Origin of the sequence: Prevotella sp. khp7, from assembly GCF_900109055.1 — a bacterium.
Taxonomy (GTDB): Bacteria; Bacteroidota; Bacteroidia; order Bacteroidales; family Bacteroidaceae; genus Prevotella.
Genome location: NZ_FOIV01000004.1, coordinates 538950 through 564891, shown reverse-complemented (window position 1 = coordinate 564891; position 25942 = coordinate 538950). Strand labels below are relative to the sequence as shown.

The window sequence follows — 25942 nt, the reverse complement described above, 5'->3', positions numbered from 1 at the left end:
CCATTGAGGGTCGTCATAGACGATGACGTTGATAGGGTGCAGGTGTAAAGACGGTGACGTCAAAGCCGAGCACTACTAATTGCCCGAGATCTTTCGCTGTATGCTGATATTATCAGATGTAGTTGTTTCTGAAACGGGCTTCTACTGAGGTTTCTTGTGTCGACAGTGTCAATACCCATATCAGGTGGTTATTGCAGCGGGGTCCCACCTCTTCCCATTCCGAACAGAGAAGTTAAGCCCGCCTGCGCCGATGGTACTGCAATGCAATGCGGGAGAGTAGGAAGCCGCCACTTTTATTTGAGAGCCCTGAATCCGAAAAGGTTCAGGGCTCTTTCGTTTTGTTACTGAAAATATTGAATTCTTTTCTTATTGTTATCTTCCGATTACCGAAAATTCTTTGTATCTTTGCCATCGAAATGCAGAGGTTATTGTATATATATGTATGGCTAAAGCGTATAAGGCACACTTGTGGCTTTGGCATCCAGTCGCCTACCGATTATTGGTTGGTGCGTTATGTAATTAATGAGCATTGGCCATATTATCAATATAAAACATTAGGAAAAGGTGATCAATGGTTGACTAGAAAACTGGGGCGCCTCTATTTCAGGTTAGCCAATTGGCGACAGCCTCAAATGATAGAGAGTGATGGTTATCACGATTATTTCAAGGCTGGCTGCAGTATGGCAAACTATGGTAGCTCTACCGAATTAATTAGAATAACTTTGGAAGACGATTATCAATCTCGCTTGACTGATATATATAATAAGGTGAATGACCGGACAGTACTCATAGTGGAAGGCATACAAAAGGATATTTGTTTCTGGCAACAGATAGTAGCTGATGTAAGGACAGGTGTCACTTTCGATCTCTATTACTGTGGAATCGTTTTATTCGATAAGAAACGACATAAGCAAAACTATATTATTAACTTCTAACCAACAATTGAATATGAAGATAACTAAGGTTTATACTAGGACAGGGGACAAAGGCGAAACAAGTATCGTTGGTGGTATTAGGGTGAGAAAATCAAATGTACGTCTCGAAGCCTATGGGACGGTAGATGAGTTGAGCGCTCATCTAGGATTATTGGCGGCGGTGCTTCCTGTTGGTGATGACCGTGATTTGGTCATTAAGATACAGAACAATCTGTTTAACGTATGCTCCAATCTTGCAACCGATCAGAGTAAAACCCCCTTATATGAATCGGCTAAACTTGCTGGAGGAGAGATAGAATTGTTGGAACAGGAGATTGATAAGATTATGAAACTGCTTCCTGAGAAGCAGGGATTCGTTCTTCCTGGTGGTACGCAGGCAGCTGCCCAGGCACATGTTTGCCGTACAGTGTGTAGAAGAGCTGAGAGACGTATCGTCGCATTGTCGGAGGTGGCGCTAATTAGCCCCGAAATACAACAATATATTAACAGATTGAGTGATTACTTATTTGTTTTGGCAAAAAAAATAAATTTTAACGCTGGTGTCAGTGAAATAGTTTGGCAAAAAGTTTGTAAATAAGAATAAAATGATTACTTTTGCGTCCGATAAATTAATATAGTAAACCCAAAGACCTAAGAAATATGTATTGGACACTGGAATTAGCTTCAAAATTAGAAGACGCACCTTGGCCCGCAACCAAGGACGAGTTGATAGATTACGCAATACGCTCAGGTGCCCCTTTGGAAGTACTTGAGAACTTGCAGGAAATTGAGGATGAGGGTGATGTATACGAAAGCATTGAAGATATCTGGCCCGACTATCCAACTAAGGAAGACTTTCTCTTCAACGAGGATGAATATTAGACTGTAAGTGTTAATCTATTAATCAAAAACATCAGCGAGATAGGCAAATTGGATTTGCTTATCTCGCTGATGTTTTTGATGTTCTCAATCGTTATTTGCTGAGATAGCTCTTCAAGGCCTCGACGTATGCCTCGAATGCTTTTCGTCCTTTATCGGTGATGCGGCAGATGGTGCAAGGGCGTTTGCCTTTGAAGGTTTTCTCTACCTCGATGTAGCCCGCCGCAGATAGTTTGTCGACCTGCACGCTCAAGTTGCCTGCCGTAGCTCCCGTCTGCTCCTTGATATAAGGGAACTCGGCTTCGTCGGCGCTGATGAGCAGCGACATGACGGCTAGTCGCAGTTCTGCATGCAGCAGTGGATCTAATGGCTGAAACATAGACGGTCCTCCTTATTTCTTGTTTTGTATATGAATCACAACTCCTGGTATGATGAGGGCAATGATTGTAACGCCTGCCATTACATAGAGCTGTTGGTAACTGGAGAAAAATAGTGCGGTAAAAAATCCTCCCAAGCCTGCGATGAATCCGCATCTTTGTATGAGAAGGTTTTGGATTATGCGTCCCGTGATGCACGTACTCATTCCAAAACATAAGGAAATGATACTAGTTATGCAGCTGAATATGTATGCATTGGGGATAATCAGTTTTAAAGGCAGAACTCCAGTGCCTATCAGGCAGAACAAGATGCCGATACCTCCACAAAACAAACCAAATGTAGACCATACATGGCCTATGGTCTTGCTGACGAATGTTGTTGGGACTGTTTCTTTCTTTTTGTCGATTATCCAATTGCCAATAAAGCCAATCAGCCACATGACAGCCCATAGAGTGTTCCAAATAGGTCCACCATGATTCTTCCACAAGTAAGCTATCAGCGGTGCAAATATAGTGACGCAAACTCCCCACCACATCAGAGGCAGAGCTGAATTCTTGGTAATCGTGCGCTGACTACGCTCAATCTGTTCTGTGATAATCTCCAGACTGCGTTCAGCAGTCAAGTTTTTATTTTCTTCCATGTCGTTTACAATTTGATAAATTATGAAATGTTGTATAACTCTCTTATGTGCCTGTCTTTCCTCCTGCAGAAAGGTCAGACAGAACACAAATTATCCGGATCGCGCTGCAAAGATAAATAAGTTTATAATATAAACCAAATTATAATGCAGAATACATCTCAAATATAAGAATTATTAACACTTCATAAAGAATATGGATAATATGTGCTTCTATTGCAACAGGTGCTTGTGTATACTTTAGATCTGTTTACAATCGAAAAAAATATCTGTAGGTTGTTATGATAGACCTACAGATATTCACTTACATTCAATAGAATGTGATTATTCAGACAGCATGGTTACCTCGATGCTGCGTTTGGCAGCCAACAGTTGCTGGGCCATGCGCTGGATGTCTTCGGCTGTCATTTCTTCTACCATCTTACAGTAGTTATGGTCGAAGTCGGCATTATCGTCGAGTTCATGCCATATGATGTAGCTCCAGTAATCGTTGGTAATAGCTACTTGGGCATACTGCTTCACGAGATATTCCTTCACTTTCTGCATGGACGTGGCTGAAGGGCCATGATTGGCGATGTTCCTCAGCTGCTGATAGATGATAGGATTCAACTCTTCATATCTTGATGGGTCGGCATTGTACGAGATGTTCAACGTGGCGTTGGGCTTATCGTCCTTATCGAGTTCAAAGTCAACGCTTACACCATAAGTGCCACCCTTTTCTTCACGAACAGAGTCGGTATAGGCGATGGAGAGACAGCGTTTCAGGAAGTCGAGTTCCAAATCGCTCTTCGGAGTGAAGGGTACGTCTGCGGTCAGGTAAATGCTGACATTGGCCAATGGGGTGGCCTGTTGCTTAGTGAACTTTACCACCTTCTCGCCATCTACAATGCGGGGTACGTTCTGGTAGTTTGTCTGTTCGTGCTTTCCAGTGGCAGGCAGCGTAGCCAGATACTGACAAACAAGATTGCGCAATTCATGCTCGTCGTAGTTGCCGATGATAACCGTCTTGAAGTTAGAGGCATCGCTGAAACGCTCTTTGTATATCTGAAGAATGCGGTCGTAGTTGGCCTTGTTGAGAGTCTCCTGCACGACAGGTTCCAGTCGTGGATGATGTCCATAGAGGATGGCACGGATAGAGTCATTATAGTCAACTTTTGGTGAAGCATTTCTGTTAGAGAGGAATGAGCGTGTACGGCTGATGAGCGAGGCATAGGCAGCAGAATCTTTGCGAGGCTGAGTGAAGTAAAGGTAGGTTAGCTGGAACATTGTCTTCATATCTTTGACCGACGAACTGCCGTTGATGCTCTGTCCCTTACTGCCTACAGATGGACTGACACGCACGCTTTTGCCCGTCAGCATCTTGCGTAAGCTGACTGCATCAAAGTTGCCCACGCCTCCCTCGGTGACGCCGCTGGAGATAAGCGAGAAGTTGGGAATATCCTTATCGTCATAGAGCGATGTTCCGCCATCTGCCTTCATGCTGAGTGATACGGCATCCGCTTCATAGTCAGTCTTCTTAGCGTACACCTTCATGCCGTTGCTGAGTGTGAACTCTGTGAAACCGTGAGCCCAAGCCTGCTCGTTGGTGATGGAGCCTGGCTGTGGCAACTTACTTACGAGGTCGGTAGCCAGCTGCTGTTCTTCATAAGGTGCATAACTTAACTGCTGGGCAGCGAGAATCACTTGACGTACTTGGTCTTCTGATGGAATGACGATGTTTTCCTTGTCTGGGGCATACATTACCACCACCTGATTCTGGTTGGTGATAAGTTCTTTCACAGCGGCATTCACTTCCGCCAAAGTCACTTCTCGGTCGAGTTTGCGTGTATTATCCAATTTGAAGTCGGCGCTCACCAAAGGCTCGCCCTCCAGGAAGTTGTCTACACATTCGTTCACGAAGTGCGAGTTACGGTAGTCTCCCTGCATCTTGGCACGGCGTTCGGCAGCATTCATGCGCAGTTTCTTGGCGCGGTCGAGTTCTGATTGGGTAAACCCGTGCTGGCGGGCTCGTTCTGCCACGCCTACGGCAGCAATGATGCCTCCCAGGATGTTGTCGCTTTTACAGCTGACACTCATAGAGAAGGCGTCTTTTGTGCGACTGAGGAAGAATATCGAAGAACGTCCCGTCGCACTCTGGAAGGGTGCGTCCGACTGCTGCCGCAGTTCTACGTAACGGTCGTTGAGCATGGTGGTGATCAGACCGTCCACATAGTCGTCGCGCAGGTATTTCTCCGAGTTCTTCTCACTATCTGGGGTGGCATCACGTTTCTGATAAAGGTGACAGAGGGCAATGGGCTGCTCCTTGTCTTTCTCGATGGCTACAATCATCGTGTCGTTGTCGCTGACAGGGAAGTAGATACGCTCTGCCGCTTTCTTCGGCATGGGGATGGGTGAAAAAATCTTCTTGATTTTCTTTTCCATCTTGTCCACATCAATATCACCAACAACGATGATAGCCTGTAGGTCGGGGCGATACCACTTCTGATAGTAGTCGCGCAGATCCTGATAGGGGAAGTTGTCTACGATGTCCATCGAACCGATAGGCATGCAGTCTTCATACTTGGTGCCTTTATATATTTTGGGCATGGCCTGTTCCATGAGACGCTGCACAGCCATACCGGCACGGCGGGTGCGCCACTCCTCATGAATCACCCCACGTTCTTTGTCAATTTCTGCGTCTTCAAGCAGCAGGTAATGGCTCCAGTCGTGAAGCACCAGCAGGCAACTGTCTATGATACCTTCGCGCTTTAACGGGGCAGAACCGATATGGTAGACCGTCTGGTCGATAGAGGTATAGGCATTCAGATTGGCGCCGAACTTCACGCCGATGGACTCGCACCAGGGCACGATGCCGAGGCGCTTGCCCTTGCCGGGGAAGTTCTTGGTACCGTTGAAGGCCATGTGCTCCAGAAAATGGGCCAGTCCGCGCTGACGTGGCTCCTCAAGAATGCTACCCACACGCTGGGCGATGTAAAAGTCTGCCAGACCAGCCTCTTTCGCATTGTGACGGAGGTAGTAGGTCATGCCGTTCTTCAGCTTGCCCTTACGTACGGCAGGGTCTTGTGGCAGGCTCTGGGCCACTGCCGTAGCCGACAGCAGCACCAGAGCTAAAAGAGAATATATTTTCTTCATCTTCATAGCTTATTTGAACATTGAAGGTTTTGCTTCGGGGATGAAGTCGTTGGCAGAGTTGTTGGTGTCAACATACTTCCCTTCGTTGTCAGTCTTACGGATAACTGCCTTGCTATAGCGGGTCTTATCGTTCATGGTCTTTCCACAGTAAGTCCAGCCGCTGTCGATGTTAGCGGGCAGCACGTTCCACTGCCATTCCTCCTCAACACTAAGGTTGACGCCGTCGATAACCCATGACATGGGTACCTTGTAGGTGCTGTTCACTTTCATTTCATAGGCATTACCGTTGACGCTCATCACATATTTGCCGTTATAAGCATACTTCTCCAGCCAGTTTTCTTTGCTCTCTTTCATCTTGGCGATGGCCATCGACTTGAAACCGCGGTTGTGCATGCTGTAGAGTGTAGCGGTATAGCAGTACCACTTGTCGAGGTTGGGCACGCTGGTGTTGTCTACATCGTTGTAGGTAGGATTGCTGCTGATGTCATAGAACTCGTAGTCGGCACCACGCAGGTCGATGGAGTTGGCGTTGCCCTCCAGATGGTTGATGGCGTTAACGGCCAAGGTGAGTGACTTGCCAGGTTCAACGGGTACGCTTGTGCCGTTGCCTGGAATCATGTAGACGGCAGCCACGGCCATGGTGTCCTTGCTGATATCGGGTACGTATTCGTAGTTGTTAACAGTCAGGAATGATGACTCGAGGAAAGCGATGCTATCGGCATAGAGGGTAACGTCACTGTTGTTGGTGATGACCACGTATTGGTCGTTGCTGTACTGTTTGCCTTCAGGAGTGGTGGTGCCTGTAAAGAATACCTCGCTGATCACGAAGCCGCCCTTGGCTGTGAAGGTGTTGATGGTAACCTTCATTGATGAAGCTGTGCGTGAGAGGTTGATGTTATCCTGACTAACCTCGAATTTGCTGGTACCTGCCACACCATTGATGGTGAACGACAATTCACCTTCTGCATGCAGGTCGTAAGTGCCTTCTTCCACCTCGTTGAATGTGGCTACAAAGCCGTTGCTGGTCTTCTCGATGGCGTTGTTCAGAACATGTATCTGACTTGAGCTTACGTTGGTCAGGGTGATGTTGCTATTAGTTACCTCAACGTTCTCTAGGTTGAGGGGCATCTCCAGTGACAATGTCACAGGATCATTGATGATGATAGGATCATCGTTGCTGCTGCACGATGTCAGATTCAGTCCCAAGGAAAGGAGCATCAGGCTCCACATAAATACCTTCTTCATAATTACTATACTTTTTATCTGATAAATATTATTGTTTAAAATGTGATTCCGAACTTGACGGCCAAATGCTGTTCATATTCACTCTCAGAACAGAATGTCGCGCCTCCACTCAGTGCGCCGAACATTGCATAACGGCTGGTGCCGATGCCGTGGTCGTATCTTATCTGTGCATTGACGACTGTATAGTCGGCCTTCAGATAACGGAAGTTGTGGTTCTGCATCTTGACGGCAGCCGTTTCCGTGTTTACTACAGGGATGCTTAACTGGCTGTCAAGGTTTTTGTGATAGCCTCCTGTCAGTGCACAGGTCAGCGTTCCCTTTTTACCCAGTCCTGTGATGTATTGCGCACTCAACTGGCTGTATATACGGCTGACGTTCTGTTTACGCTCAGGCTCCACATACTTCTCATGGTTCTGCATATAGCCTACTTTCATGGCGATGTGCCAGCTAGAGTGTTGACGTTGTCCGTAAACCATGTTCATACTGGCATCGATGATGTTGTTCTTATACATGGTCAGTGTGGTCAGGATAGGGTAGCTGTTCGACTGCGACGAGCCTACCATGTTCTCATCGCCCAGTCGGCAGATATATTGCGCATCAGCATAGATGGCTAAGTCGGCTTTGCCACTTTTCCGCCATCCGGCCTGCAGTTTGGCCTCCTCACGATAGAGTTTGGTGAGGGGCAGTGAGTTAAGAGAGGCGGCAATGCGCTCATAGCGGTGCTCTCCGATGGTGATGTTGGTGAAAAGCCCATGGCCGTTGCGGGGTTGAACGTTCAGGTAGAGCTGTGCGCCGCCACCATTGAAATACAGGTTGTTCACCTCGCCAGAGAAGCGCACGTAGATAGCTCCTAATCCCGTCATCTGAAACTCTGGTATGACGCCTGTCTCACGGTAGAAGGTGACGTTGTCTGTCTGTTTATAGATATTAGCCTCGGCTGCTGCTCCCAAAAGGTATGTGCCTGTTTCGTATGCCACTCCGCCCCTTAGGGTAAGGTCGGTCACGATGGCACGCATACGAGGGTCGATGGTACGGTATTCGTGTTCAGCACGGAACAGCATTTCACCACCCATAAGCATGCTCCCGACCTTCGTGGCATAGCCGCCCTCAAACACATAACGTTCGCGCTCTGTGTTGCCGCCCATGGTGTCGGCAAGGATGTAAGGCTCCAACAACTCATAGTCTGAAACGGAGTTCCATTTGATGTTTCTGTTCTTACCAGTCATATATGATGCCTTGCCCCATACTGAAGAATGGTCTGAGAGACGCAAATATGTATCGGCTTCAATATCATAGAGCGTGCTGCCAGTGCCCTTCTGCAAAGTAAAGGCCTCTGTCTGGTCTGTGAGATCAAGTGAGATTGCCAATTGTGAGTATGCCGTCTTAAAGGCCTGTCCGTGAAGTGCAGGGTTCTTCCAAGTTTCAGCATCCAGCAGATTCCATGCCTGTTGGTGTTCTGTCAGCACAGAGTCGGGCGTGGCGGCCACCAATGAGGTGGTAGCTATTATATATAATAAGGTAGTAATATGTCGTAACTGTATGTTCATTCTTCCAGAAGTATGATGGGTAATTCTGTTTTGCTGAGAGGTATGTCGGCAAAAGGCTTGTAGTCCGAGTGTGCACGATAGTGGCGGGTACGTATCGCTCCGTCCAGCCCTGTGTATTTCACCATACCTGTCACGTCAACCTTATAAGCTCCTCGCAAGACGGTTGTCTCGAAGGTGTTGCCGCTCATGTCGGCTGTCGACGTGTTGAGCGTGGTGTTAAGACTCTGCAGAGTCAGCGTTCCCTGTATCTGTATGACGTTGATGCTGTCGGGGATGTCGAGTGTCACTCTGGCCACTGTATGGTAGTCTGTCTGCTCCTGGTGACAGCCCGTAAGGACTGTTGTCAGCAGGATGAAAATACATATGTTCAGTATCTGCTTCATATCTTTACGTTCATTTCTAGTCCGAAATAGGGTGTTACGTGGCGGCGGAAGGTGTAGCCCTTGCGCTCATAGTCAGGGGTGTAGTCCCATATCTTGTTACAGAACATGGCTATCTGTAGTCTGTCGGCAAACAGTTTCTTCGTCACCTTCAGGTTCAGGTTCATCGACATAGGCACGCGGGTCAGTTCATAGAGAGTCTCGCTGTTGGTTCTGATGAGCCATTGCAGATAGGTGTCGTCTTCGTCGCCAGCCTGCCAGTCATGTATGGTGCCGTCGGGAGCGATGTACTGGTCGGGTGTGTTACTGATACGGTCGCGCTGCGACATCGTGTACCATAGGAATTGTGCCGAGAGTGAGAATCCGAGTCTCAGGCGTGGCACATCGGTGTCGAAGGTGAAGTTGGTGTTGAACGACTCACTCATCGTGCCGTCGGCATCCTGATAGAGACCGACATACTGCAGACTCCTGTCGCCTACCACCATGCTGGGGCGATAGGTCTCGAGAATAGAATTGCGGTAGTGGGTGTGTAGCCAGGCACCATTGATGGTCAGTCGTGTCAGTATCTTAGGCAGACGTACGGTCTCAAGGGTATATTCAATACCTTGCTTGTCGGTTTCGCTGCCATTGGTGTAGTTGCTATAACCTACCAGTTCATCCCTCAGGGTATAGGTCATATCGCTGAGGGCGGGTGGGGCTGTGAGTGTTGAGCCGTCGATGGTTGAGGCATCGTATTCCTTATAACTGAAGCTCTCGTAGTGTGTCTGACTACGGAATCCTGAGGTCATTTTCTCACGGAAGTAGGTTATGCTCAGTCGGTTGCCGCCGATATTAATGTCGGCCGACATTTCCCACTTCAAGTTTCTGGCAGCCTGCAACTCCAGGTTCCTGGGGTTGCGGATATACGTCATGAGGTTCACACGGCGATAGTCGGGATTCTCGTGGTAATAGTTCAGTTGGATGAAGTCGATGTAGAGCTTGTCGGGGAAGAGCTGCTCCATCGTCGGCATCTTTGTGTGCTGTCCGATACCCCCAGCCAGACGGATGAAGGTAGGCTTGCCCAAGAAGGAGAATTTTGGGAAGGTATAACCTGCGTTGATGCGTGGGTCCAGATACTTCTTACCGTGCATGGCATATTCTGCGGGCAGGTTCAGCATCTCTGTGACACGTATGCCGCCCGTTGCCTCGAAAGTGCCTATGGCTGTAGGCCATTTCAGTGTTTCCTCTGCAAATAAAGACAACCGGTGATTAGCAGGAATGTCGTAGAGTGGACGCTCGCGGGTTGATATGCCGGGGTAGAGTGGACGCTCGGGGTCGAACACCTGTCCACGTCCGTAGTTCTTGTCCATGTTCCAGTCGATACCTAGTAACAGGGCATTGCTGAGTCTTGTCGTGGGAATCTGCAGACGCGCCGACAACTTTGCATAGATGTTGAGTGGTTTTCCTTCAACCTCATGGTCGGCCATGTATTTCCAGGGCAGCAGTAATGCATCGGCCTCGCCCTCCTCATGATTGGTGGCAGCCACCGTCGTACGCTGGAGCTGTATCAGACGTCGGCGCTTGATATCGTCGTATTCGTAGGCTGCCGAACACATCAGTCCTGCCGACTTCAGCCATGAGTCGCGTTTGCTCTTAAGTGTAAGGTCGCCCATCCAGACCATGCGGTTATACTGCGACTTGTAGGAGTCCTCCACGTTGTAGTTCAGGTCGGGGTCTACCTTGTCGTTGTCGAACGATCCAGTATAGTCGGCATTGGTCGACAGGCTCAGGTCGTAGTTGTCGCGAAGCCACTGTTTGTGCAGGCGTGCCGAGAACGTGATGCGTTTATAGTTCTCTAACGTGTTACGGGGATCGGCTTTGGCGTCGAGATAGTCGGCACTGAGGTTCAGACTCAGGTGTTGGGGCTTCCACTCCAGACCTTTTGACAGATATAAAAGCTTTGAACTCATGTCTGCCTTCAGTCTCACGTGGAGGTCGGCACCACCTTTCTTGCGCTCAATCTTCACCAGACCGCTGGTCAGGTCACCGTATTCAACAGAGGCGATGCCACGCACGATCTCTACCTTCTCAATATCATCGGTAGAGAGTGAACGCATGTCGACACCGGCATTGGTAAAGTCACGGTAGGTACTCTCAGAGTCCCATGCGCCGCTGACGTACTGCATGTTGGCATTGGTGGAGATGGGGGCTCCGTCGACCATGAACTGTGTGCCTAGCGACGAAGTCATATACTGACTGCCGCCCGAAGCCGCCTCACGGATATGAATCACGTTGGGTGTGCTCAAAGAGGGCGTCTCTGCCCGTCCGCCAGGCAGCAACTCCAACAGGTCGGCAAAGCTTGAGGGCTGCAGGTGCTCCATGGCATGCTTGCCGATGGTCGAGGCACTGGTCAGTCCGCGGCTCTCCTGAGCCGTCACCACCACTTCACCTAATCGGCTGATCTCGGCCTCTAACAGGTAACGCCCGTTCCTGACAGGAGCGGTTGTCAGAATCTTATAACCTATATAAGTAATGCGTATCTGTTTGGTATCATCATTATTAGGTATCGTGAAACAACCTTCTGCGTCGGTAACCGCAATTGGCTTACCTTTTACGGCATCATGGATAGTGGCTCCAATGATGGGTTCTCGTGTATCCTTATCAAGTACTGTGGCGCGTAAAACTCCCTGTGCATGGGCTGCTTGGAGTGTGAATACGGCTAAAATTGTATAAATTATCCTATATATATGCATCTCATCTGTAATGGGATACAAAGGTACTAACTTTCAATCAAGCCTGCAATACTCAAAAATTAGGATTTTAATATATGGAAAGGTTTGCTCAGATACCCTTGGCCGTTCTAGCGTTGCCGTATGACTTTTACACCTTCGCAGAGGTCGTAAAGGATGTGACCGTTTTTTGTGCCTTTGCCAACGTTGACGCGACGACTGGCTGGCAAAAAGCCGCAGACGATACGTTTGATGTGCCGACTAATATTAAACTGCTTGGGTTCGTCAACGCCAATGCTCTCTACTCGAAGACTGAAGCGCCCGATTCCTTCGATAACCACTGTCTGCCCATTGGCCAGTCGATGCTTCATAAGGTCTTGAAGCTCCATCACACCTCTAACGAAGGCTCCTTTAGAAATGCCGCTGTTGGTTGCCGCCTCTTTGGCCAGTTCCTCTATTGTCACTTCGCCTTGGCTCACTGCCTTAGCAAAAAACTTACCGTATGAACTACTGCTCTTGATGTTGTTCTGTATCAGTTTAATGTGTACTGCCATTTTTTATAAAGTTACATTATAGTTATTAATTGTTTGAATATCGGTTTATTGGGTTGCTTTTGTCTTTCGTTGGAAACAACACCGTTCTGCGCGACCACAAAACAAGTTGTTTTGTACTTGTTAAGATAGTCTTTTAGATTGAAAGATGACGTCTCTGACGGAACAAAACAACTTGTTTTGTGGTTGAAGGCTACCTTTCCTTTACTCTAAAAACTAATCCCTTACCCTGCCGTTTGCAGTCGGATGATTTAGAGAATCCACTTCCCGTTCAGTTTTATCCGCTCTGCCGCAAAACAGACCTCTTCTCAATTCTTTCTGAGTTGATAATTGTTTTTTTCATATACTCTGGTTTAGTTTATGATATGCAAAGATACAACAATTTTATGAGAGATGCAAACGTTTTACGCAAAAGCTATCGAAAATAGCGAAAAAATATAGCCTTAATATAGTATTTGTCATCTAAATAACATGCTTATATATGGCTTGTAATATTGAAGATGCAGTTATGATGTCATGATAAGAAAATAAAAATGTTGATGAGAAGATGATAATACCTGTCAATACCTACTTGTTATTAATCCTATATGGTAGGCGTTTCCAAGTGCAAGAGTCTTAAAACACTCAGTTTTAGGTATTGCGCACTTTAATTATTTGCCGTACCTTTGCACCCGAAAATCAGAACCATGCCGTGAGGCTAAATTAATCAACCATATACTTTATATTCAGTAATTATTTATAATAAAAATAGGTAAAAATGAAAAAGATTGTAATGATGATGTTTGCCGCTCTGTTTACAATGAACGTGATGGCCGACAATGTGAAATTCAAAGTGAACAACATGCACTGTGAGAACTGTGCAAAACGTGTTGAGAAAACCCTGAAAGCTAACGATGCAGTGAGTGAGGTGAAGGTTAATCTGGAGTGTAAGGCAGTCTGTGTGAGCTATGATGCACAGAAAACTAACGTAGAAGCATTGCAGAAAGCGCTTTCAGACGCCAAGTTTGAGGCGGAGATTGCCAAGCAGTGTAACGATAAAGAAGGATGTAAGGGCGAAGGTGAGCATAAATGCGGACACAACGATAAGAAAACTCAGGAGTAACATTTAATTTCAAACAACAATGATGCGATTATTTAAATTCGCACTGGCAGCTCTCATCTGCCCAGTGCTGTTGGCCTCATGCTCTGATGATGAGGCTGAAAAGAAGATTGACGTGACGTTTAATGCCATTCCTAAAGTGGCGGGTGCCCTTGACGTTTCTGCCTTAGCAGGTACGCCTGTACAGTTTACTGAGGTACGAAACCAGGATACCAAATCGTTCTCACTGGATGCCAACGGAAGTGTGATTGCTTCTCTGCCTATGGGTGTCTACAACGTATCTATTGAGAAGAACATCACCAATGCTCAAGGGGAGCAGGTGGTCATCTCGCTGCGTATGGAAAACGTAAACGTGAACACTGACGGACAGGTTATTGATGGTTATGTCAACTCGTTACCAGCCAGTGCGTTAGGCAAGGACTTTATCTTTAGTGAGGTATTCTTCAACGGTGAGACCAACTCGGGTCGTATGATGCACCCCGATCAGTATATCGTTCTCTTTAATCCTACGGAGGATGTGCTCTATGCCGATGGTGTGAGCGTAGGTGTAACGATGCATATCTCATGGTGGCCTAAAGAGTTGTGGTATGACAGCTACTATCCTGATCAGGTGCCTATCGGCGGCTTCATCACCATTCCCGGTAGTGGCAAGGAGCATCCGGTTCAGCCTGGTGAAAAGCTGGTGATCGCCTTTACTGCAATCAACCACTCAGAGGTTGTGAATGGTGAGATTGCCTATGATCACGCCGTAGACTTGAGTGGAGCAGACTTCGAGGTGTACTATGGTCCCGATGCCAACGATGTGGACAACCCCAGTGTTCCCAACGTGCTCATCACAGAGAATGGTGACTCTTACGGTTTCTTCTTCCAGCCTCGTGGTTATGTCTCGCCTGTGATGTTCCGTTTGGAGAATGGTCAGCAGTCGACTGTCGACGCTTTCGTCAACAGCCACACCACACTCTCGAAGACCCATGTCGATGCAACTGAGACAACTCCCGAGGGCGATATAGATATTCATATCTTGGCTATTGAGACTGAGAATATCATTGACGGCATCCAGACCAGCGACGTGCCTCAGGACGTGAAGACACGTGTGGTGCCCGAGACCGTAGACCGCGGCAAGTTCCTTGTCAATGGTTGCCACCGTCAGGAGCTCTGCATCCGCAAGGAAATTAAAGTAGGTGACAAGACTTTCTATCAGGACACCAATAATAGTAGTGAGGACATGCAGGATGTGAACGAGCGCAAGGCAGCGGGTAAAGTACAGACGGCATTCCCCGTTGGTTGGCGTAATAATAAATAATAATGTATCTTTCAAATCATATTAAATTTTGTTTATTGATCCTTCTCCTGCTGTGTAAGGCGACTTCCATTATCGGACAGTCCTACACAGTCAAGGGGAAAGTCATCACTGATCACGATGGCGAGGCTGCAAGCTTCGCCATCGTTAGTATACAGAATCAGGAGTTGCGTACACTCTGTGATATCAACGGATATTTCGAATTACGCAATATTCCTGCCGGCAAACACATACTTGAAGTGGAATGTCTGGGCTATGCGAAGTTGAAGAAGTCTATAGTGGTCAGTAAGACCCAGAATCTTCAACTACAGCTTCAAAGTAGCAGTTTCGCTCTGCCCGAATTCGAGGTGATGGCCAAAAGAAGCCGAAAGGGAAAAGTTGTTGTTGATGAGGCGGCCTTAGAATATATACAACCAACGTCGCTTGCCGATGTGATGCTGTTATTGCCTGGCAGTGTGTATAAGGAGAATAATCTGACACAGTTCTCGCAAATCAGCAGCCGTCAGGTCGGTACCGATGCCAATACTTCCCTTGGCGTGGGGATTGTCACCGACGGCGCTCCCGTTTCCAACGATGGTATCCGTTCACAATTAGTGGGTATCACCGAGGGGAGTGGCACCTATGACAGTGAGGTGAGAAACCGTACGGGCATCAACCAGGGAACTGATATGCGATATATCTCTACAGACCATATACAAAGTGTGGAGTTTACCAGAGGAATCTCCTCTGCCCGTTATGGTAATCTGTCGAGTGGCATGATCAGTATCTCCTCGAAGCACGGTGTCACGCCATTACGTGTTCGTTTGAAGACCGACCTGAAAAACAAACTCATATATATGGGAAAAGGTTTCCGACTGGGAGAAAAAGCTGGAACATTGCACGCTGGTATAGACTATCTGCACTCTATCGATGACATCCGTGAGGAAATGGATAAATTCTCGCGACTGACAGGACAACTCTATTATAATAATAAGGTGAAAGTAGGTGGCTACAACTTGGATCTTGACGCACGACTGAGTCAGACCATTACCACCAGCAAGATGAAAAAGGATGAACTGACTTACGAATACGACGAAACCTATAAGGCCGACTATAGTCGTACGGGACTGATGATGAAGGGGTGTATGACTTTCAGTAAGACATGGCTCGACCAGATAGAGCTTACCCTCTCTGCCGACTATACCCGCGACAAAATCAGTCGTCATCGTTTGGTACTCTCTGGTTCTGGACCGATGAACATGCCTTTGGCCTACGAAGAAGGCGAACATGAGGGAATCTATCTGCCACGAAAGTATTATAGCGATTTCTACATCGACAACCAGCCCGTGAATATCTATGCCCAACTCAATGCCAACTCACGTATACCGCTATTCAGGAATATGATGCTAAACTTGATGTATGGCGCAGAGTATACCAACGTTAAGAATCATGGCGCAGGAGCTGTGATTGAAGATGAGAAGCGTCCGCCTTTTCCATACGATAACTCCTACATGCGCCCTCGCCCTAACTGGGCTATTCCTGCCCTCGGTACTGGTGCTGGATATGTCCAGGCGGATTTTATCTATGATGATAGTAAGCGTAACATTCTCCAACTCTCTATTGGAGGTCGTGCCTCTATGCTGACAAACCTGCCGTCGGACTATTATCTGCACGGCCGAGTGCTGACAGATCCTCGAATAAATCTCTCCTATACTGTGGGCAGAACAGTTAAGAATACCTTTAGAATTGGCTTTGGCACAGAAAGCAAGACGCCAACGCTTGACTACCTCTATCCAGAGAAACTCTATAAGGACTTTTATATGCTTAACGCTTATACCAATGATCCACAATATCGTCACCTCATTACTTATACAAATATATATGATGTGGCCAATCGTGAATTAAAGGCTAACAAAAACAAAAAGGCGGAAGCTGGATGGGATATTGACTATCAGGGATTGAGCATTTCACTTACCGCGTTTTATGAACAGTCGGATATGGGATTTGAGTATTTTACAGAGTACTATCCGTTAACATACAATCTCTACACCACACTGAAGTCCGATGTAAGCATCGAAGGCCGTACACCTCAGAAAAACGACTATATAGAGGAACAATACAGCATCTTTACTACATCGAAGAAGGTCATGAACTCCAGCAAGGTGACAAAGCGTGGTATAGAGTACCGACTTATCTTTCCAAAGATAGTGCCCCTGTCGACAACGGTAGAAATCAATGGCGCCTATTATCAGACAGACTATGCCTCGTCGTTGCCACTTTACTATTACCCTGCCGTGAAGATCGGTGGAAAGGAGTATCCTTATGTCTGCATCTATGACAATGGAGCCAAGAACCAATATCGTCGTCTGAATTCCAATATATGGCTGAACACACATATCCCGAAGTTCAAACTCTTCCTGACGAACTTCTTCCAGGTAGTGTGGCTTAACACCTCACAGTATAAGGATAACCACGATTATATCCCCACCGAATACATTGACATGAGTGGTGCCCTTAAACCCGTTGATGACATTATTCGTGCCCAGATCGCAGCCGATGATGGTACATTCCGTTATTTCCGCCGTACTATTCTGCCAGTGAAGTATGCCCGTAATGAGAAACCTGTGTCACTGCTTTGGAATCTGAAGGCCACCAAGGAGTTCAAAAAAGGAACCAAACTCTCGTTCTTTGTCAACGGCTTGCTCGATATCAGTCCTAAATACCTCTCTGGTAGTAAGGTCACCCAACGCGAATGGCATGACCCTTATTTCGGACTTGAACTGTTTTTTAATTTCAACTTATGATACGCAAATTACGAATATACATATCACTCGTAGCCATCATCTGTGGTTGTCAGGCATCAGCCCAACTGCTGCTTGACCGCGTCACTCATCCTCTGTCACCGCAAGAAGACCGCAGCCTTACTGATAATGTCGATATTTCGCTGAGCAACAGCTGTGCCTTGTATGCCAATCCCGTTTTCACAGAGTGGCGAAACTGTAATGACACGATGCTTCGTCGTCGTACGGCTATCGTTTATGCAGGGTTGGCAAGCGGTGACGGAAAGGGGGATTTCATCCCTTATGAGGGTGACGGTTCTTCGGACTATCGTGTTGGTGCGTATGGTGAGTATACCACACCCCGTAGTGGTACGCTTTCGGGTAACATCCAGTATGCACAAGGTGACCATCGCAATATCGGGTGGAGTGCCATGCGGTTGCCAGAACTTTACTTCCCTTATATATCCACAGATTCATGTGGTGGTGACTTCAAGTTCGATAGCTATTATGCTGAAGGAAATTATGCATTGAAAGTTCAGCAGTGGGTTCTTGGCGTAAAAGGTTCGTTCTATGGCGAGCAGGCATATCGGCTTTCTGATCCACGCGCCTTGAACAATACAACCTGGCTGCGCTTTAACATGGGAGCCGCACGTGATGTGAACGGACATCTGCTGATGCTTGATTGGGGGTATGGCCGTAACAAACAGCACATGCAATTACGATATTGGCGTCCTGGGCAGCAGGATCGCTTCTTCGTGTGTTATGGCTTTGGTCTCTATGATACACGTCAGAGCGGCGTGTCATTCGGCAAATCGCGTATGTATTATGTTGATGAGTATAATGCCCGTTTGCAATACCTCTCACCACAGAGAAACAAACTGCGTTTTCATGCCTCACTGGCTTATGCCTATCAGCATATGGAAACCGAAGAAAGTGATATTTATAATCTCTATGAATCATGTTCGCATCACCTCACTCCAATGCTCAGTCTGGCATACGATCCGAAAAATAGCTGGCGCTTTGAACTGATGGTACAAGCCGACCTCATGTTGAGAAAGGGCTATGAGAATATTATAGAGGAATACCTAATTGACAATGCTAATAATATCTACGATTTCCGTACTATTGACACCCGCCAGAATTACAGTCGTAATACTGACCGTATGGAGGTTGCTTTGAGAACTGCAAAGAATATGGGCCGTTTTGAATTAAGTCTGCAGGGTGGTATTGCCACAGATAGATATGACGAGAAATACAAGATAGGTGATTATCGAATCAATGTAAGAAGGCTGACTCCTCATGTTAAGGTGGGGGTGAACTGGCAGGGTAGTCGCAACGCTTTGGCTTTTAATTTAGTTTATGCTTGTCAGCGTATTGGCTCTCACGACTACCATGTTCAGATGCAGAATCAGAAGATAACCCACCTTGACTTCCAGCATGCCTTTGCTCCCTATGCCTATCGAACAGCCAATCTTCATAAGTTTATTGCGGATGTGACGTGGCAACATCGGTTGAAGAGTGTCATTGTAGGCATTAAAGGGAAGGCTTATCTTGCCAATGGTCATCGTCTTGATGATGCATGTTATACCGATGTTATCGGTTTTCCTTCAACGGCACCTATGATTTCGGCATATCCTGATAAGCATAACGAACAGTGGGGCAGTACTTCTTTATTTATAATGTTCTAGTATATACCTAATTATGATTAATATCCTATTACTTAGGATGCAATTTTGTAATGACAAAACACTCAGTTTTAGGTATTGTGTGTTTGGGGGAATTACCGTACCTTTGCACCCCGAAAGATGAATAAATCATGATAAGGTACAGTTGTTATAAGAAGCAATTTATAAAGTTAGAGAGGACTCGCATGGGTGCGGGTTCTCTTTTTTTATGAACAATTTAGAACTTTGTTCGTTTTTAGCGTTTAAAAGACTATGCAGATAAAAAAGGATTACACACGTGAACATATATTAAGGGTGTCAAAGCAAGTGTTCCTGCGCGACGGCTACGCCAAGACCTCAATGCGCGATATCGCGAAGGGGGTGGGCATTGGAGTGAGTAATATCTATAATTACTTCAAGAGTAAGGATGAGTTGTTCCGTCATATCGTCGGGCCGCTTATTCAGGAACTCGAGAGGATGATGCACGAGCACCACAATGTAGACAACCAAGAGGCCTTTCTGAGGTATGCCAGCGGTGAGTGTAACGAGTTGATTGCCAATAATGTGCAGGAGTACATGTGCCTCATCAACAACCACCGCGATGAACTGAAGTTGTTGCTCTACCAATCGCAAGGCTCCTCGCTCGAGAATTACATCGATCAGTATACCGAGGAGTGCTCCAACATGGTATTGGAGTTTATGAACGAGTTGGGCTGCCAGTATCCCGACTTCAGCACCATCCATACGCCTTTCACCTATCACATTCATATGGTATGGATGTTCAACTTCATCTCTGAGGTCATCAAGCACAACCTATCGGCGCAGGAAACCAAAAAGGCAATCGAGGACTACATTCTGTTTGAATTTGCAGGCTGGCGAGCACTGATGAATCATTAATAAAGAAGAAAGATATATAAAGTTTCAATTATGGTAAAAAGATGTTTATTAGGAATTGGTTTTTGTATGTGTAGCATGGTTATGGCTGCTGATGTTGACAGCGTATTGACCGTAAAAGACACAGTGAGATTGCGAGAGGTCCAGGTGATGGGCCGCAGCAGAATCAGAAAACTTAAGGAGTCGGGTATGCCCGTCACCGTGATTGGACAGCACCAGTTGCAGGGTACGGCCAACAATATTAATGATGTACTGTCGCGCACCGTGGGCGTCACTGTACGTAACACGGGTGGACTTGGCAGTGCCTCGCGTATCTCCGTTCGTGGACTGGAGGGCAAGCGCATCGGTATGTATATTGACGAGGCCCCGATGTCGCAACTTAGTAACTTTGTTGCCCTTAACGATGTACCAACCGATATGATTGAGCGTATCGAGGTGTATAAGGGACTGGTGCCCTATCGTTTTGGCGGATCAGCATTAGGTGGCGCCGTTAACGTGGTGACTAAAGAATACCCACCTCTATATCTCGACTTCTCTTATGAGATAGGCTCGTTTAATACCCATCAGGTGTCGGGTGTGTTCAAACGTACTGATAGTAAAAGTGGCCTGCAATTTGGCTTAGGTGGTACCTACTCGTTTGCCAAGAATAACTATAAAATGCGATTAGACCATATAGACGGCCGCTGGGTGGAGCGTGACCACGACCAGTTTGACAAAGCCATTTGTGGCGGTTCTATCAAAGCTACGAAATGGTGGTTCGACGAGCTGAAACTGGAATTGATAGGTATGCATACCAAGCAGGAGATACAGGGAATAGACATTGATATTCGCGAGGCCTACAATTACTCCGACAACTATGTGGCAGCGCTGAAAGTAAAGAGGAACGATTTCTTTCTCGATGGTCTTGACCTGGACTTGGATGCAGGCTACGTATTGGGCTACTCAGGCATGAAGGACAAGGCCATGCATCGCTACGATTGGGATGGTAATCAGATGCCGCCCACATCGGTTTATGGTGGCGAGCAGAATTCCTACCCCAGCGATGGACGCACACGTACCAATGAGGTTACCTGCAAACTAAATCTGGGATATACAATCGACCTGCACCACTCGCTTAACCTGAATGTGTATGCCGATCACAGCTCGATGCACCCCAACGACTCGCTGATGGATAAGGCGATGGGATTCAAAGCCAACTTTCCCAGCAAGATGAACACTGTTACAATCGGTTTCTCGTACGACCTGACGTTGTTTGACGGCAAGTTCCAGAACGCTTTTACGCTCAAGGACTACCATTTCTCGTCATCGTCGCGTAGTATTGATGTTTATAGCGTAAGCGAGCCAGAGTCAGTAGAGATCTCCAAGAACTATTTTGGTTTCAATGATGCCATGCGCTATAAGTTTGCCCGCGATTGGATGATTAAAGCCTCGTTTAATTCCGAGGTACGCATACCTACTACCGAAGAACTCATTGGTAATGGATTCAGTATCCTTGCCTCGCCCGCACTCAAGCCAGAACGTACCAACGGTGTAAACTTGGGCTTGATATATCGTCACCTGAAAAGTGATGGTGGTCTGTTGGAGATGGAACTGACGGGCTACTACAATCAGCTGGAAGATATGATACGTTTTACTCCCGACATTATACCTACCATGGCTCGTTATCGTAACTTTGGCACGGTTCGTACAAAGGGAGTGGAACTTGAGTTGAAAGGCGACGTCACCAGGCTGCTTTACCTTTATGCCAACGGCACCTGGCAGGACCTGCGCGACGTGCGCAAGCTGACTCCAGGCACCAATGTGCCTAACCCCACCAAGAATCTACGTATACCCAACGTGCCTTACCTGATGGGCAACTTCGGCGCCGAGCTCCACAAGGAGAACCTGTTTGGCGGCAAGGGCCAGAACACCCGTCTGTTGCTCGATGCGGCCTATATCCATGAGTATTTCTACGACTTCGAGGTGAGCAAGTATCAGGAGCGCAAGATTCCCACCTCTTTCACGTTGGATGCTGCCCTGGAGCATAGTTTTATGGACAACCGATTGACGCTGACCCTGAGAGCCAAGAACCTGACCGATCGCCACGTGGTGTCGGAGTTCAACCGACCCCTGCCAGGTCGCTATATTGGCTTTAAAATCAGATATGTATATAAGTAATTAATAATTATATTATCAGAATGAAAATGAAAAAGTACAGTTTATTGTTTGCAGCCATCATGGCTTTAGTTTGTTCATGTAGTAGTGATGACGACACCCCCAACCCCAGTAATGGGCAGGCCGAGGGCAACTTCACGGGTATCATCTTCGCCACCGCCATCACCAACCCAGAAGGCAGCAGCGGCAGCTCCTATATGCAGGCCATTGCCGGCATGATTCCCGGCAGCTACGACAATCGCAACGCCATTCCCTTCGGCTTTGGTGCCACGCCCATCGTCACCTCATCGGGTAGCATCTACACTTTCCCCGACTATATGGGTAACTCGAAGGCACAGATAGAGCGCTATACCGTAGATACCCAGGGTAATTGGGTAAAACAGGGCGCGCTGTCGATTCCTGCCGAGGCCTCGGCTGCCAACATTGTGGAACTTAACAGCGAGAAGGCCTACGTCACCCTGCAGAGCCTGGGACTCGTCACCGTGTTCAATCCCACTACGATGACCAAAATCACCGAAATTGACCTGAATAGTCTGGCGCAGTCCACTACCAACGTATCGCCTGCTGTGATGGTGATTCGCGACGACAAACTCTTTGTGGGTCTGAATCAGATGAATGCCCAGTGGATGCCCGAACAGAACACAATAGAACTAGCTGTCATCGATACCAAGACCGACCAGCTCGAGAAGCACATCGTCAACTCGTCACTGGGCTTTTGCTTTGCCACCCGTCCTGTCGACCCCAACTCGATGTTCATTGATGAGCAGGGCGACATCTACATTAACTGCATCGGCTCCTTTGGCTATATCCCTGGCTTCCGTAGCGGCATCGTGCGCATCAAGAAAGGACAGACTGACATCGATCCCGACTACTCAATAGCCTTCGATCAGACCGAGGTTGCAGGTTTGAGTACGAAGTATGCCGACTTCCTGGCTGCTGTGTGCTATGGGGGCGACGGCAAGCTCTATGCCTATGCCAACTCTAATGCCCTCGACCCCGATGCGATGTCAAACCCCTACCTGAGCATGACCAACCTGCCCGTCATCATCGACCTGAAGGCGAAGACCATGCGGGTCATCGAGGGTATGGAAATCAGCAACCCCCACACAATGGCCATCGGCCTGCATCAGGGTCTCGTGGTCTATGGAAGTTCTAACAAGCAGGCCAACGGCTTCTATACCTACGACCCCAAGACGCAGAAGGTGGAGGGGCCCGTTATCAGCGTGCAGGGTATCCCCTGCTTCTTCCACAGTTTTGCTGAATGAATAGAGAAGACTCGCAGCAATGCGGGTCTTTTTTTGTGAACATTTCGAAACATTGTTCGTTATTAAATATTAGTAAAGGTATGAAGATTGAAAAGATTAATGAGTTGTTTGCGCGGTTTGCGGGACAACTGCTGAGGATGCGCTGGCTGACGTTAGGCATCTTCGCATTGGTGATGATTGTGTCGGTCATTGGCATGAAGCGGATGGTTAAGGAGACCTCGTTCGACGACTATTTCATCGAGGACGATCCTATGCTGGTGATGACGGAAGAGTTTAAGTCGCACTTCGGTAACGACTACTACGTGGGTGTGCTGACACAATGCGACAACCATTTTACGCAGGAGAACCTGCTGACGCTGCGCGCCTTGTCCAACGAATTGCTGGACAGTCTGTCGTATGCCGACAAGGTGACGTCGCTGACGGATATCGAGTTTATGGTGGGCAGCGATGAGGGAATGACTATTGAGCAGATAGTGCCCGAGGAGATTCCAGAGGACAACTCGGCGGCAATGGACAGCATCCGTGCGCGGGCCTACAGTAAGCCGCACGTGGCGCGGAAACTCATCTCGCAGAACGGTGACCTCTCGTGGATTATGGTAAAACTGCGCCAGTTTCCTAAGGACAGCGTGTGGAAGCAGCAGGGCACGGTGGCACCCGACATCATCACGGGTCAGGAGGTGGAGCGCATCATCAAGAAACCACAGTATGCCTCGCTGCACCCACGGGGTACTGGTATGCCCTACGTTACCAACTGTAAAACCGTGTATATCGGTAAGGAGATGGGGCGCCTGATGATGATTGCCACCATCGTGTGCATGCTGGTGATGCTTTGCATGACGCGCTCGCTGCGTGGCGTTATGGCGCCGATTATCTCGGTGGTGGGCGGACTCTTCCTTACCTATGGCATCGCAGGCTGGACGCAGATGTACGTCGATTCTACCGTGTTGATGATTCCCACCATCCTGGCCTTTGCCGTAGCCATTGCCTACAACATCCACATCTTCTCGTATTTCAGAGGTAGAATGCGCATTCACGGCGAGCGGCGCAAGGCTGTGGTCGAGACGATGAGGGAAATCGGTTGGTCTGTGTTTTTCTGTGGATTTACTACGCTGGTATCGCTGCTGTCATTCCTCGTCATCCCCATTCGGCCGATGCATTGTGTGGGTGTCATCAGCTCGATGAGCGTGCTATTTGTACTGCTCACCTCGCTCATTATCTCGCCCGTATTGTTGTCGTTTGGCAAAAACAAGCGTCCTACAGAGGGCTTCACGGAGGAGAGTGACACGCGCTGGACGGCAGCGATGGTAAAGTTGAGTGACGTGGTACTGAGGAATCCGAAAAAGATTGGCTGCTCGTTTCTTGTGGTGTGCATCGTACTGTGCGTGGGGCTGTGGAAGATTGAGGCGGCGTTCGACATTGAGCGCACGATGGGCACTCGTGTGGATTATGTGAAGGAGGTGATGGACGTGGGTCGCTCGGAACTGGGATCGCTCTATTCTTATGACCTGATTGTGGAGTTACCCAACAATGATGAGGCTAAGGAACCAGAAAACCTGAAACGATTAGATCAGTTACAGCAAAAGGTGGCTGACTATAAACTGACTAAACGTACAACCTCAATCCTGGACATTCTGAAGGACCTGAACCAGACGCTCAACGATGGCGATACAGCTTACTATCGCGTGCCTAACAGCGAGGAAGAGGTGGCACAGGAGATTCTGCTTTACGAGAATGCAGGCGGCACCGAGTCAGAGTACTGGGTGGATTACGACTATCGCCGTCTGCGACTGATGGTTGAAATTTCCGACTTCAACTCGGCGCAAGTGGAGCGCGAGATGGCGCTGATTCAGGCCGACGCTCAGAAGCTGTTCCCTGACGCAAAGATTACCACCGTCGGTAACATCCCGCAGTACGTCACCATGATGCAGTATCTGGTACGCGGACAGATGCTCTCGTTCGTCATATCCATCCTCATCATCGGTGTCATCCTCATGATAGCCTTCCAGAGCATCCGCGTTGGTCTCATCGGTCTGATACCCAACATGATGCCTGCAGTGTTCGTAGGCGGCTATATGGGATGGATGGGTGTCCCGCTCGACATGATGACTGCCACGCTGCTGCCCATGATGCTTGGTATGGCGGTGGATGATACCATCCACTTTATCAACCACTCCAAGCTCGAGTTCGACCGCACAGCCCACTATCGTGAGGCCATCCGTCGCACGTTCCGTGTTGTGGGTGTCGCCATTGTCATCACCAGCATCATTACGTCGGCCGTCTTTGCCGGCTTCTGCACCTCGGCCTGCACTATGTGCATCAACTTCGGCCTGATGGCTATCATTGGTATCCTGTCGGCTCTTGCTGCCGACTTGTTTGTAACGCCTATACTTGTTAATAAGTGTAAGGTGTTTGGTAAGGAAAAGTCTAATCAATAAA

The 25942-nt window shown here is 47.8% G+C and carries 19 protein-coding genes and 2 rRNA genes; 13 read left to right on the top strand and 8 right to left on the bottom strand.

Annotated features, from left to right (window positions below; all coding sequences use genetic code 11):
• The 5 genes from BMX82_RS12725 to BMX82_RS12705 form a co-directional block, all read left to right on the top strand.
• Positions 1-100 (top strand): 23S ribosomal RNA (locus BMX82_RS12725); the annotation flags it as partial.
• 80 nt (positions 101-180) lie between these two features.
• Positions 181-293: ribosomal RNA gene (gene rrf, locus BMX82_RS12720) — 5S ribosomal RNA — on the top strand.
• 123 nt (positions 294-416) lie between these two features.
• The gene (locus tag BMX82_RS12715) at positions 417-935 is read left to right on the top strand and encodes a hypothetical protein (RefSeq protein WP_091769485.1); all 519 of its coding nucleotides are present in this window, start codon (positions 417-419) and stop codon (positions 933-935) included.
• A gap of 13 nt (positions 936-948) precedes the next feature.
• Entirely contained in the window at positions 949-1512 is a 564-nt protein-coding gene (locus BMX82_RS12710) for a cob(I)yrinic acid a,c-diamide adenosyltransferase (protein ID WP_091769482.1), read from the top strand.
• 62 nt (positions 1513-1574) lie between these two features.
• Positions 1575-1796, top strand: coding sequence for a DUF2795 domain-containing protein (locus BMX82_RS12705; RefSeq protein ID WP_021852076.1), 222 nt, complete (start codon positions 1575-1577; stop codon positions 1794-1796).
• A 91-nt stretch (positions 1797-1887) separates the two neighbouring features.
• Here the strand turns inward: BMX82_RS12705 and BMX82_RS12700 are convergent, their stop codons facing one another.
• The 8 genes from BMX82_RS12700 to BMX82_RS12665 form a co-directional block, all read right to left on the bottom strand.
• Positions 1888-2172 carry a winged helix-turn-helix domain-containing protein gene (locus BMX82_RS12700; protein WP_036909984.1) on the bottom strand — a complete coding sequence of 95 codons (285 nt, stop codon included), beginning with the start codon at positions 2170-2172 and terminating at the stop codon, positions 1888-1890.
• Between the two features lie 12 nt (positions 2173-2184).
• Positions 2185-2793: a hypothetical protein gene (locus tag BMX82_RS12695; protein WP_143058373.1), complete on the bottom strand. Its 609-nt coding sequence runs from the start codon at positions 2791-2793 to the stop codon at positions 2185-2187.
• A gap of 339 nt (positions 2794-3132) precedes the next feature.
• Positions 3133-5940: a M16 family metallopeptidase gene (locus BMX82_RS12690; protein WP_091769479.1), complete on the bottom strand. Its 2808-nt coding sequence runs from the start codon at positions 5938-5940 to the stop codon at positions 3133-3135.
• A 9-nt stretch (positions 5941-5949) separates the two neighbouring features.
• Complete coding sequence (locus tag BMX82_RS12685) at positions 5950-7185, bottom strand: DUF4876 domain-containing protein (RefSeq protein WP_091769475.1); 1236 nt, start codon at positions 7183-7185, stop codon at positions 5950-5952.
• A gap of 35 nt (positions 7186-7220) precedes the next feature.
• Positions 7221-8732, bottom strand: coding sequence for a DUF6850 family outer membrane beta-barrel protein (locus BMX82_RS12680; RefSeq protein WP_143058372.1), 1512 nt, complete (start codon positions 8730-8732; stop codon positions 7221-7223).
• A complete protein-coding gene (locus tag BMX82_RS12675; RefSeq protein WP_091769469.1) occupies positions 8729-9115 on the bottom strand; it encodes a hypothetical protein in 387 nt (128 codons plus the stop codon). The genes BMX82_RS12680 and BMX82_RS12675 overlap by 4 nt, the downstream gene beginning before the upstream one ends.
• A complete protein-coding gene (locus BMX82_RS12670; protein ID WP_091769466.1) occupies positions 9112-11844 on the bottom strand; it encodes a TonB-dependent receptor in 2733 nt (910 codons plus the stop codon). Before BMX82_RS12670 ends, BMX82_RS12675 begins: the two co-directional genes overlap by 4 nt.
• Positions 11845-11951: 107 nt before the next feature.
• Positions 11952-12374 carry an HU family DNA-binding protein gene (locus tag BMX82_RS12665; protein ID WP_051949654.1) on the bottom strand — a complete coding sequence of 141 codons (423 nt, stop codon included), beginning with the start codon at positions 12372-12374 and terminating at the stop codon, positions 11952-11954.
• Between the two features lie 754 nt (positions 12375-13128).
• On the opposite strand from BMX82_RS12665, the gene BMX82_RS12660 reads away from it, so the two are divergent.
• The 8 genes from BMX82_RS12660 to BMX82_RS12625 all read left to right on the top strand — a co-directional run bounded on the left by BMX82_RS12660 (position 13129) and on the right by BMX82_RS12625 (position 25941).
• Complete coding sequence (locus BMX82_RS12660; RefSeq protein ID WP_051949653.1) at positions 13129-13473, top strand: heavy-metal-associated domain-containing protein; 345 nt, start codon at positions 13129-13131, stop codon at positions 13471-13473.
• Positions 13474-13492: 19 nt separating this feature from the next.
• Positions 13493-14773: a DUF4876 domain-containing protein gene (locus BMX82_RS12655; RefSeq protein ID WP_036909974.1), complete on the top strand. Its 1281-nt coding sequence runs from the start codon at positions 13493-13495 to the stop codon at positions 14771-14773.
• 35 nt (positions 14774-14808) lie between these two features.
• On the top strand, positions 14809-17553 hold the full coding sequence (locus tag BMX82_RS12650) for a TonB-dependent receptor (RefSeq protein WP_255396612.1): 2745 nt from the start codon (positions 14809-14811) through the stop codon (positions 17551-17553).
• Entirely contained in the window at positions 17550-19217 is a 1668-nt protein-coding gene (locus tag BMX82_RS12645; protein WP_091769460.1) for a DUF6850 family outer membrane beta-barrel protein, read from the top strand. Before BMX82_RS12650 ends, BMX82_RS12645 begins: the two co-directional genes overlap by 4 nt.
• A 249-nt stretch (positions 19218-19466) precedes the next feature.
• Positions 19467-20090: a TetR/AcrR family transcriptional regulator gene (locus BMX82_RS12640; RefSeq protein WP_091769457.1), complete on the top strand. Its 624-nt coding sequence runs from the start codon at positions 19467-19469 to the stop codon at positions 20088-20090.
• A 75-nt stretch (positions 20091-20165) separates the two neighbouring features.
• Positions 20166-22244 (top strand): TonB-dependent receptor, encoded by a 2079-nt coding sequence (locus BMX82_RS12635; RefSeq protein ID WP_410524418.1) that lies wholly within the window; start codon positions 20166-20168, stop codon positions 22242-22244.
• 20 nt (positions 22245-22264) lie between these two features.
• The gene (locus tag BMX82_RS12630) at positions 22265-23506 is read left to right on the top strand and encodes an NHL repeat-containing protein (RefSeq protein WP_410524417.1); all 1242 of its coding nucleotides are present in this window, start codon (positions 22265-22267) and stop codon (positions 23504-23506) included.
• 80 nt (positions 23507-23586) lie between these two features.
• Positions 23587-25941 carry an efflux RND transporter permease subunit gene (locus BMX82_RS12625; RefSeq protein ID WP_091769451.1) on the top strand — a complete coding sequence of 785 codons (2355 nt, stop codon included), beginning with the start codon at positions 23587-23589 and terminating at the stop codon, positions 25939-25941.
• The last annotated feature ends 1 nt before the right edge of the window (position 25942 follow it).

Bases quoted from the DNA above. Each gene is read 5' to 3' on its own strand.
- BMX82_RS12625 (WP_091769451.1), top strand. From the start codon at position 23,587: ATGAAGATTGAAAAGATTAATGAGTTGTTTGCGCGGTTTGCGGGACAA.
- BMX82_RS12715 (WP_091769485.1), top strand. From the start codon at position 417: ATGCAGAGGTTATTGTATATATATGTATGGCTAAAGCGTATAAGGCAC.
- BMX82_RS12630 (WP_410524417.1), top strand. From the start codon at position 22,265: ATGAAAATGAAAAAGTACAGTTTATTGTTTGCAGCCATCATGGCTTTA.
- BMX82_RS12670 (WP_091769466.1), bottom strand. From the start codon at position 11,844: ATGCATATATATAGGATAATTTATACAATTTTAGCCGTATTCACACTC.
- BMX82_RS12705 (WP_021852076.1), top strand. From the start codon at position 1,575: ATGTATTGGACACTGGAATTAGCTTCAAAATTAGAAGACGCACCTTGG.
- BMX82_RS12700 (WP_036909984.1), bottom strand. From the start codon at position 2,172: ATGTTTCAGCCATTAGATCCACTGCTGCATGCAGAACTGCGACTAGCC.
- BMX82_RS12660 (WP_051949653.1), top strand. From the start codon at position 13,129: ATGAAAAAGATTGTAATGATGATGTTTGCCGCTCTGTTTACAATGAAC.
- BMX82_RS12685 (WP_091769475.1), bottom strand. From the start codon at position 7,185: ATGAAGAAGGTATTTATGTGGAGCCTGATGCTCCTTTCCTTGGGACTG.
- BMX82_RS12680 (WP_143058372.1), bottom strand. From the start codon at position 8,732: ATGAACATACAGTTACGACATATTACTACCTTATTATATATAATAGCT.
- BMX82_RS12675 (WP_091769469.1), bottom strand. From the start codon at position 9,115: ATGAAGCAGATACTGAACATATGTATTTTCATCCTGCTGACAACAGTC.
- BMX82_RS12640 (WP_091769457.1), top strand. From the start codon at position 19,467: ATGCAGATAAAAAAGGATTACACACGTGAACATATATTAAGGGTGTCA.
- BMX82_RS12710 (WP_091769482.1), top strand. From the start codon at position 949: ATGAAGATAACTAAGGTTTATACTAGGACAGGGGACAAAGGCGAAACA.
- BMX82_RS12645 (WP_091769460.1), top strand. From the start codon at position 17,550: ATGATACGCAAATTACGAATATACATATCACTCGTAGCCATCATCTGT.
- BMX82_RS12635 (WP_410524418.1), top strand. From the start codon at position 20,166: ATGGTTATGGCTGCTGATGTTGACAGCGTATTGACCGTAAAAGACACA.
- BMX82_RS12665 (WP_051949654.1), bottom strand. From the start codon at position 12,374: ATGGCAGTACACATTAAACTGATACAGAACAACATCAAGAGCAGTAGT.
- BMX82_RS12690 (WP_091769479.1), bottom strand. From the start codon at position 5,940: ATGAAGAAAATATATTCTCTTTTAGCTCTGGTGCTGCTGTCGGCTACG.
- BMX82_RS12655 (WP_036909974.1), top strand. From the start codon at position 13,493: ATGATGCGATTATTTAAATTCGCACTGGCAGCTCTCATCTGCCCAGTG.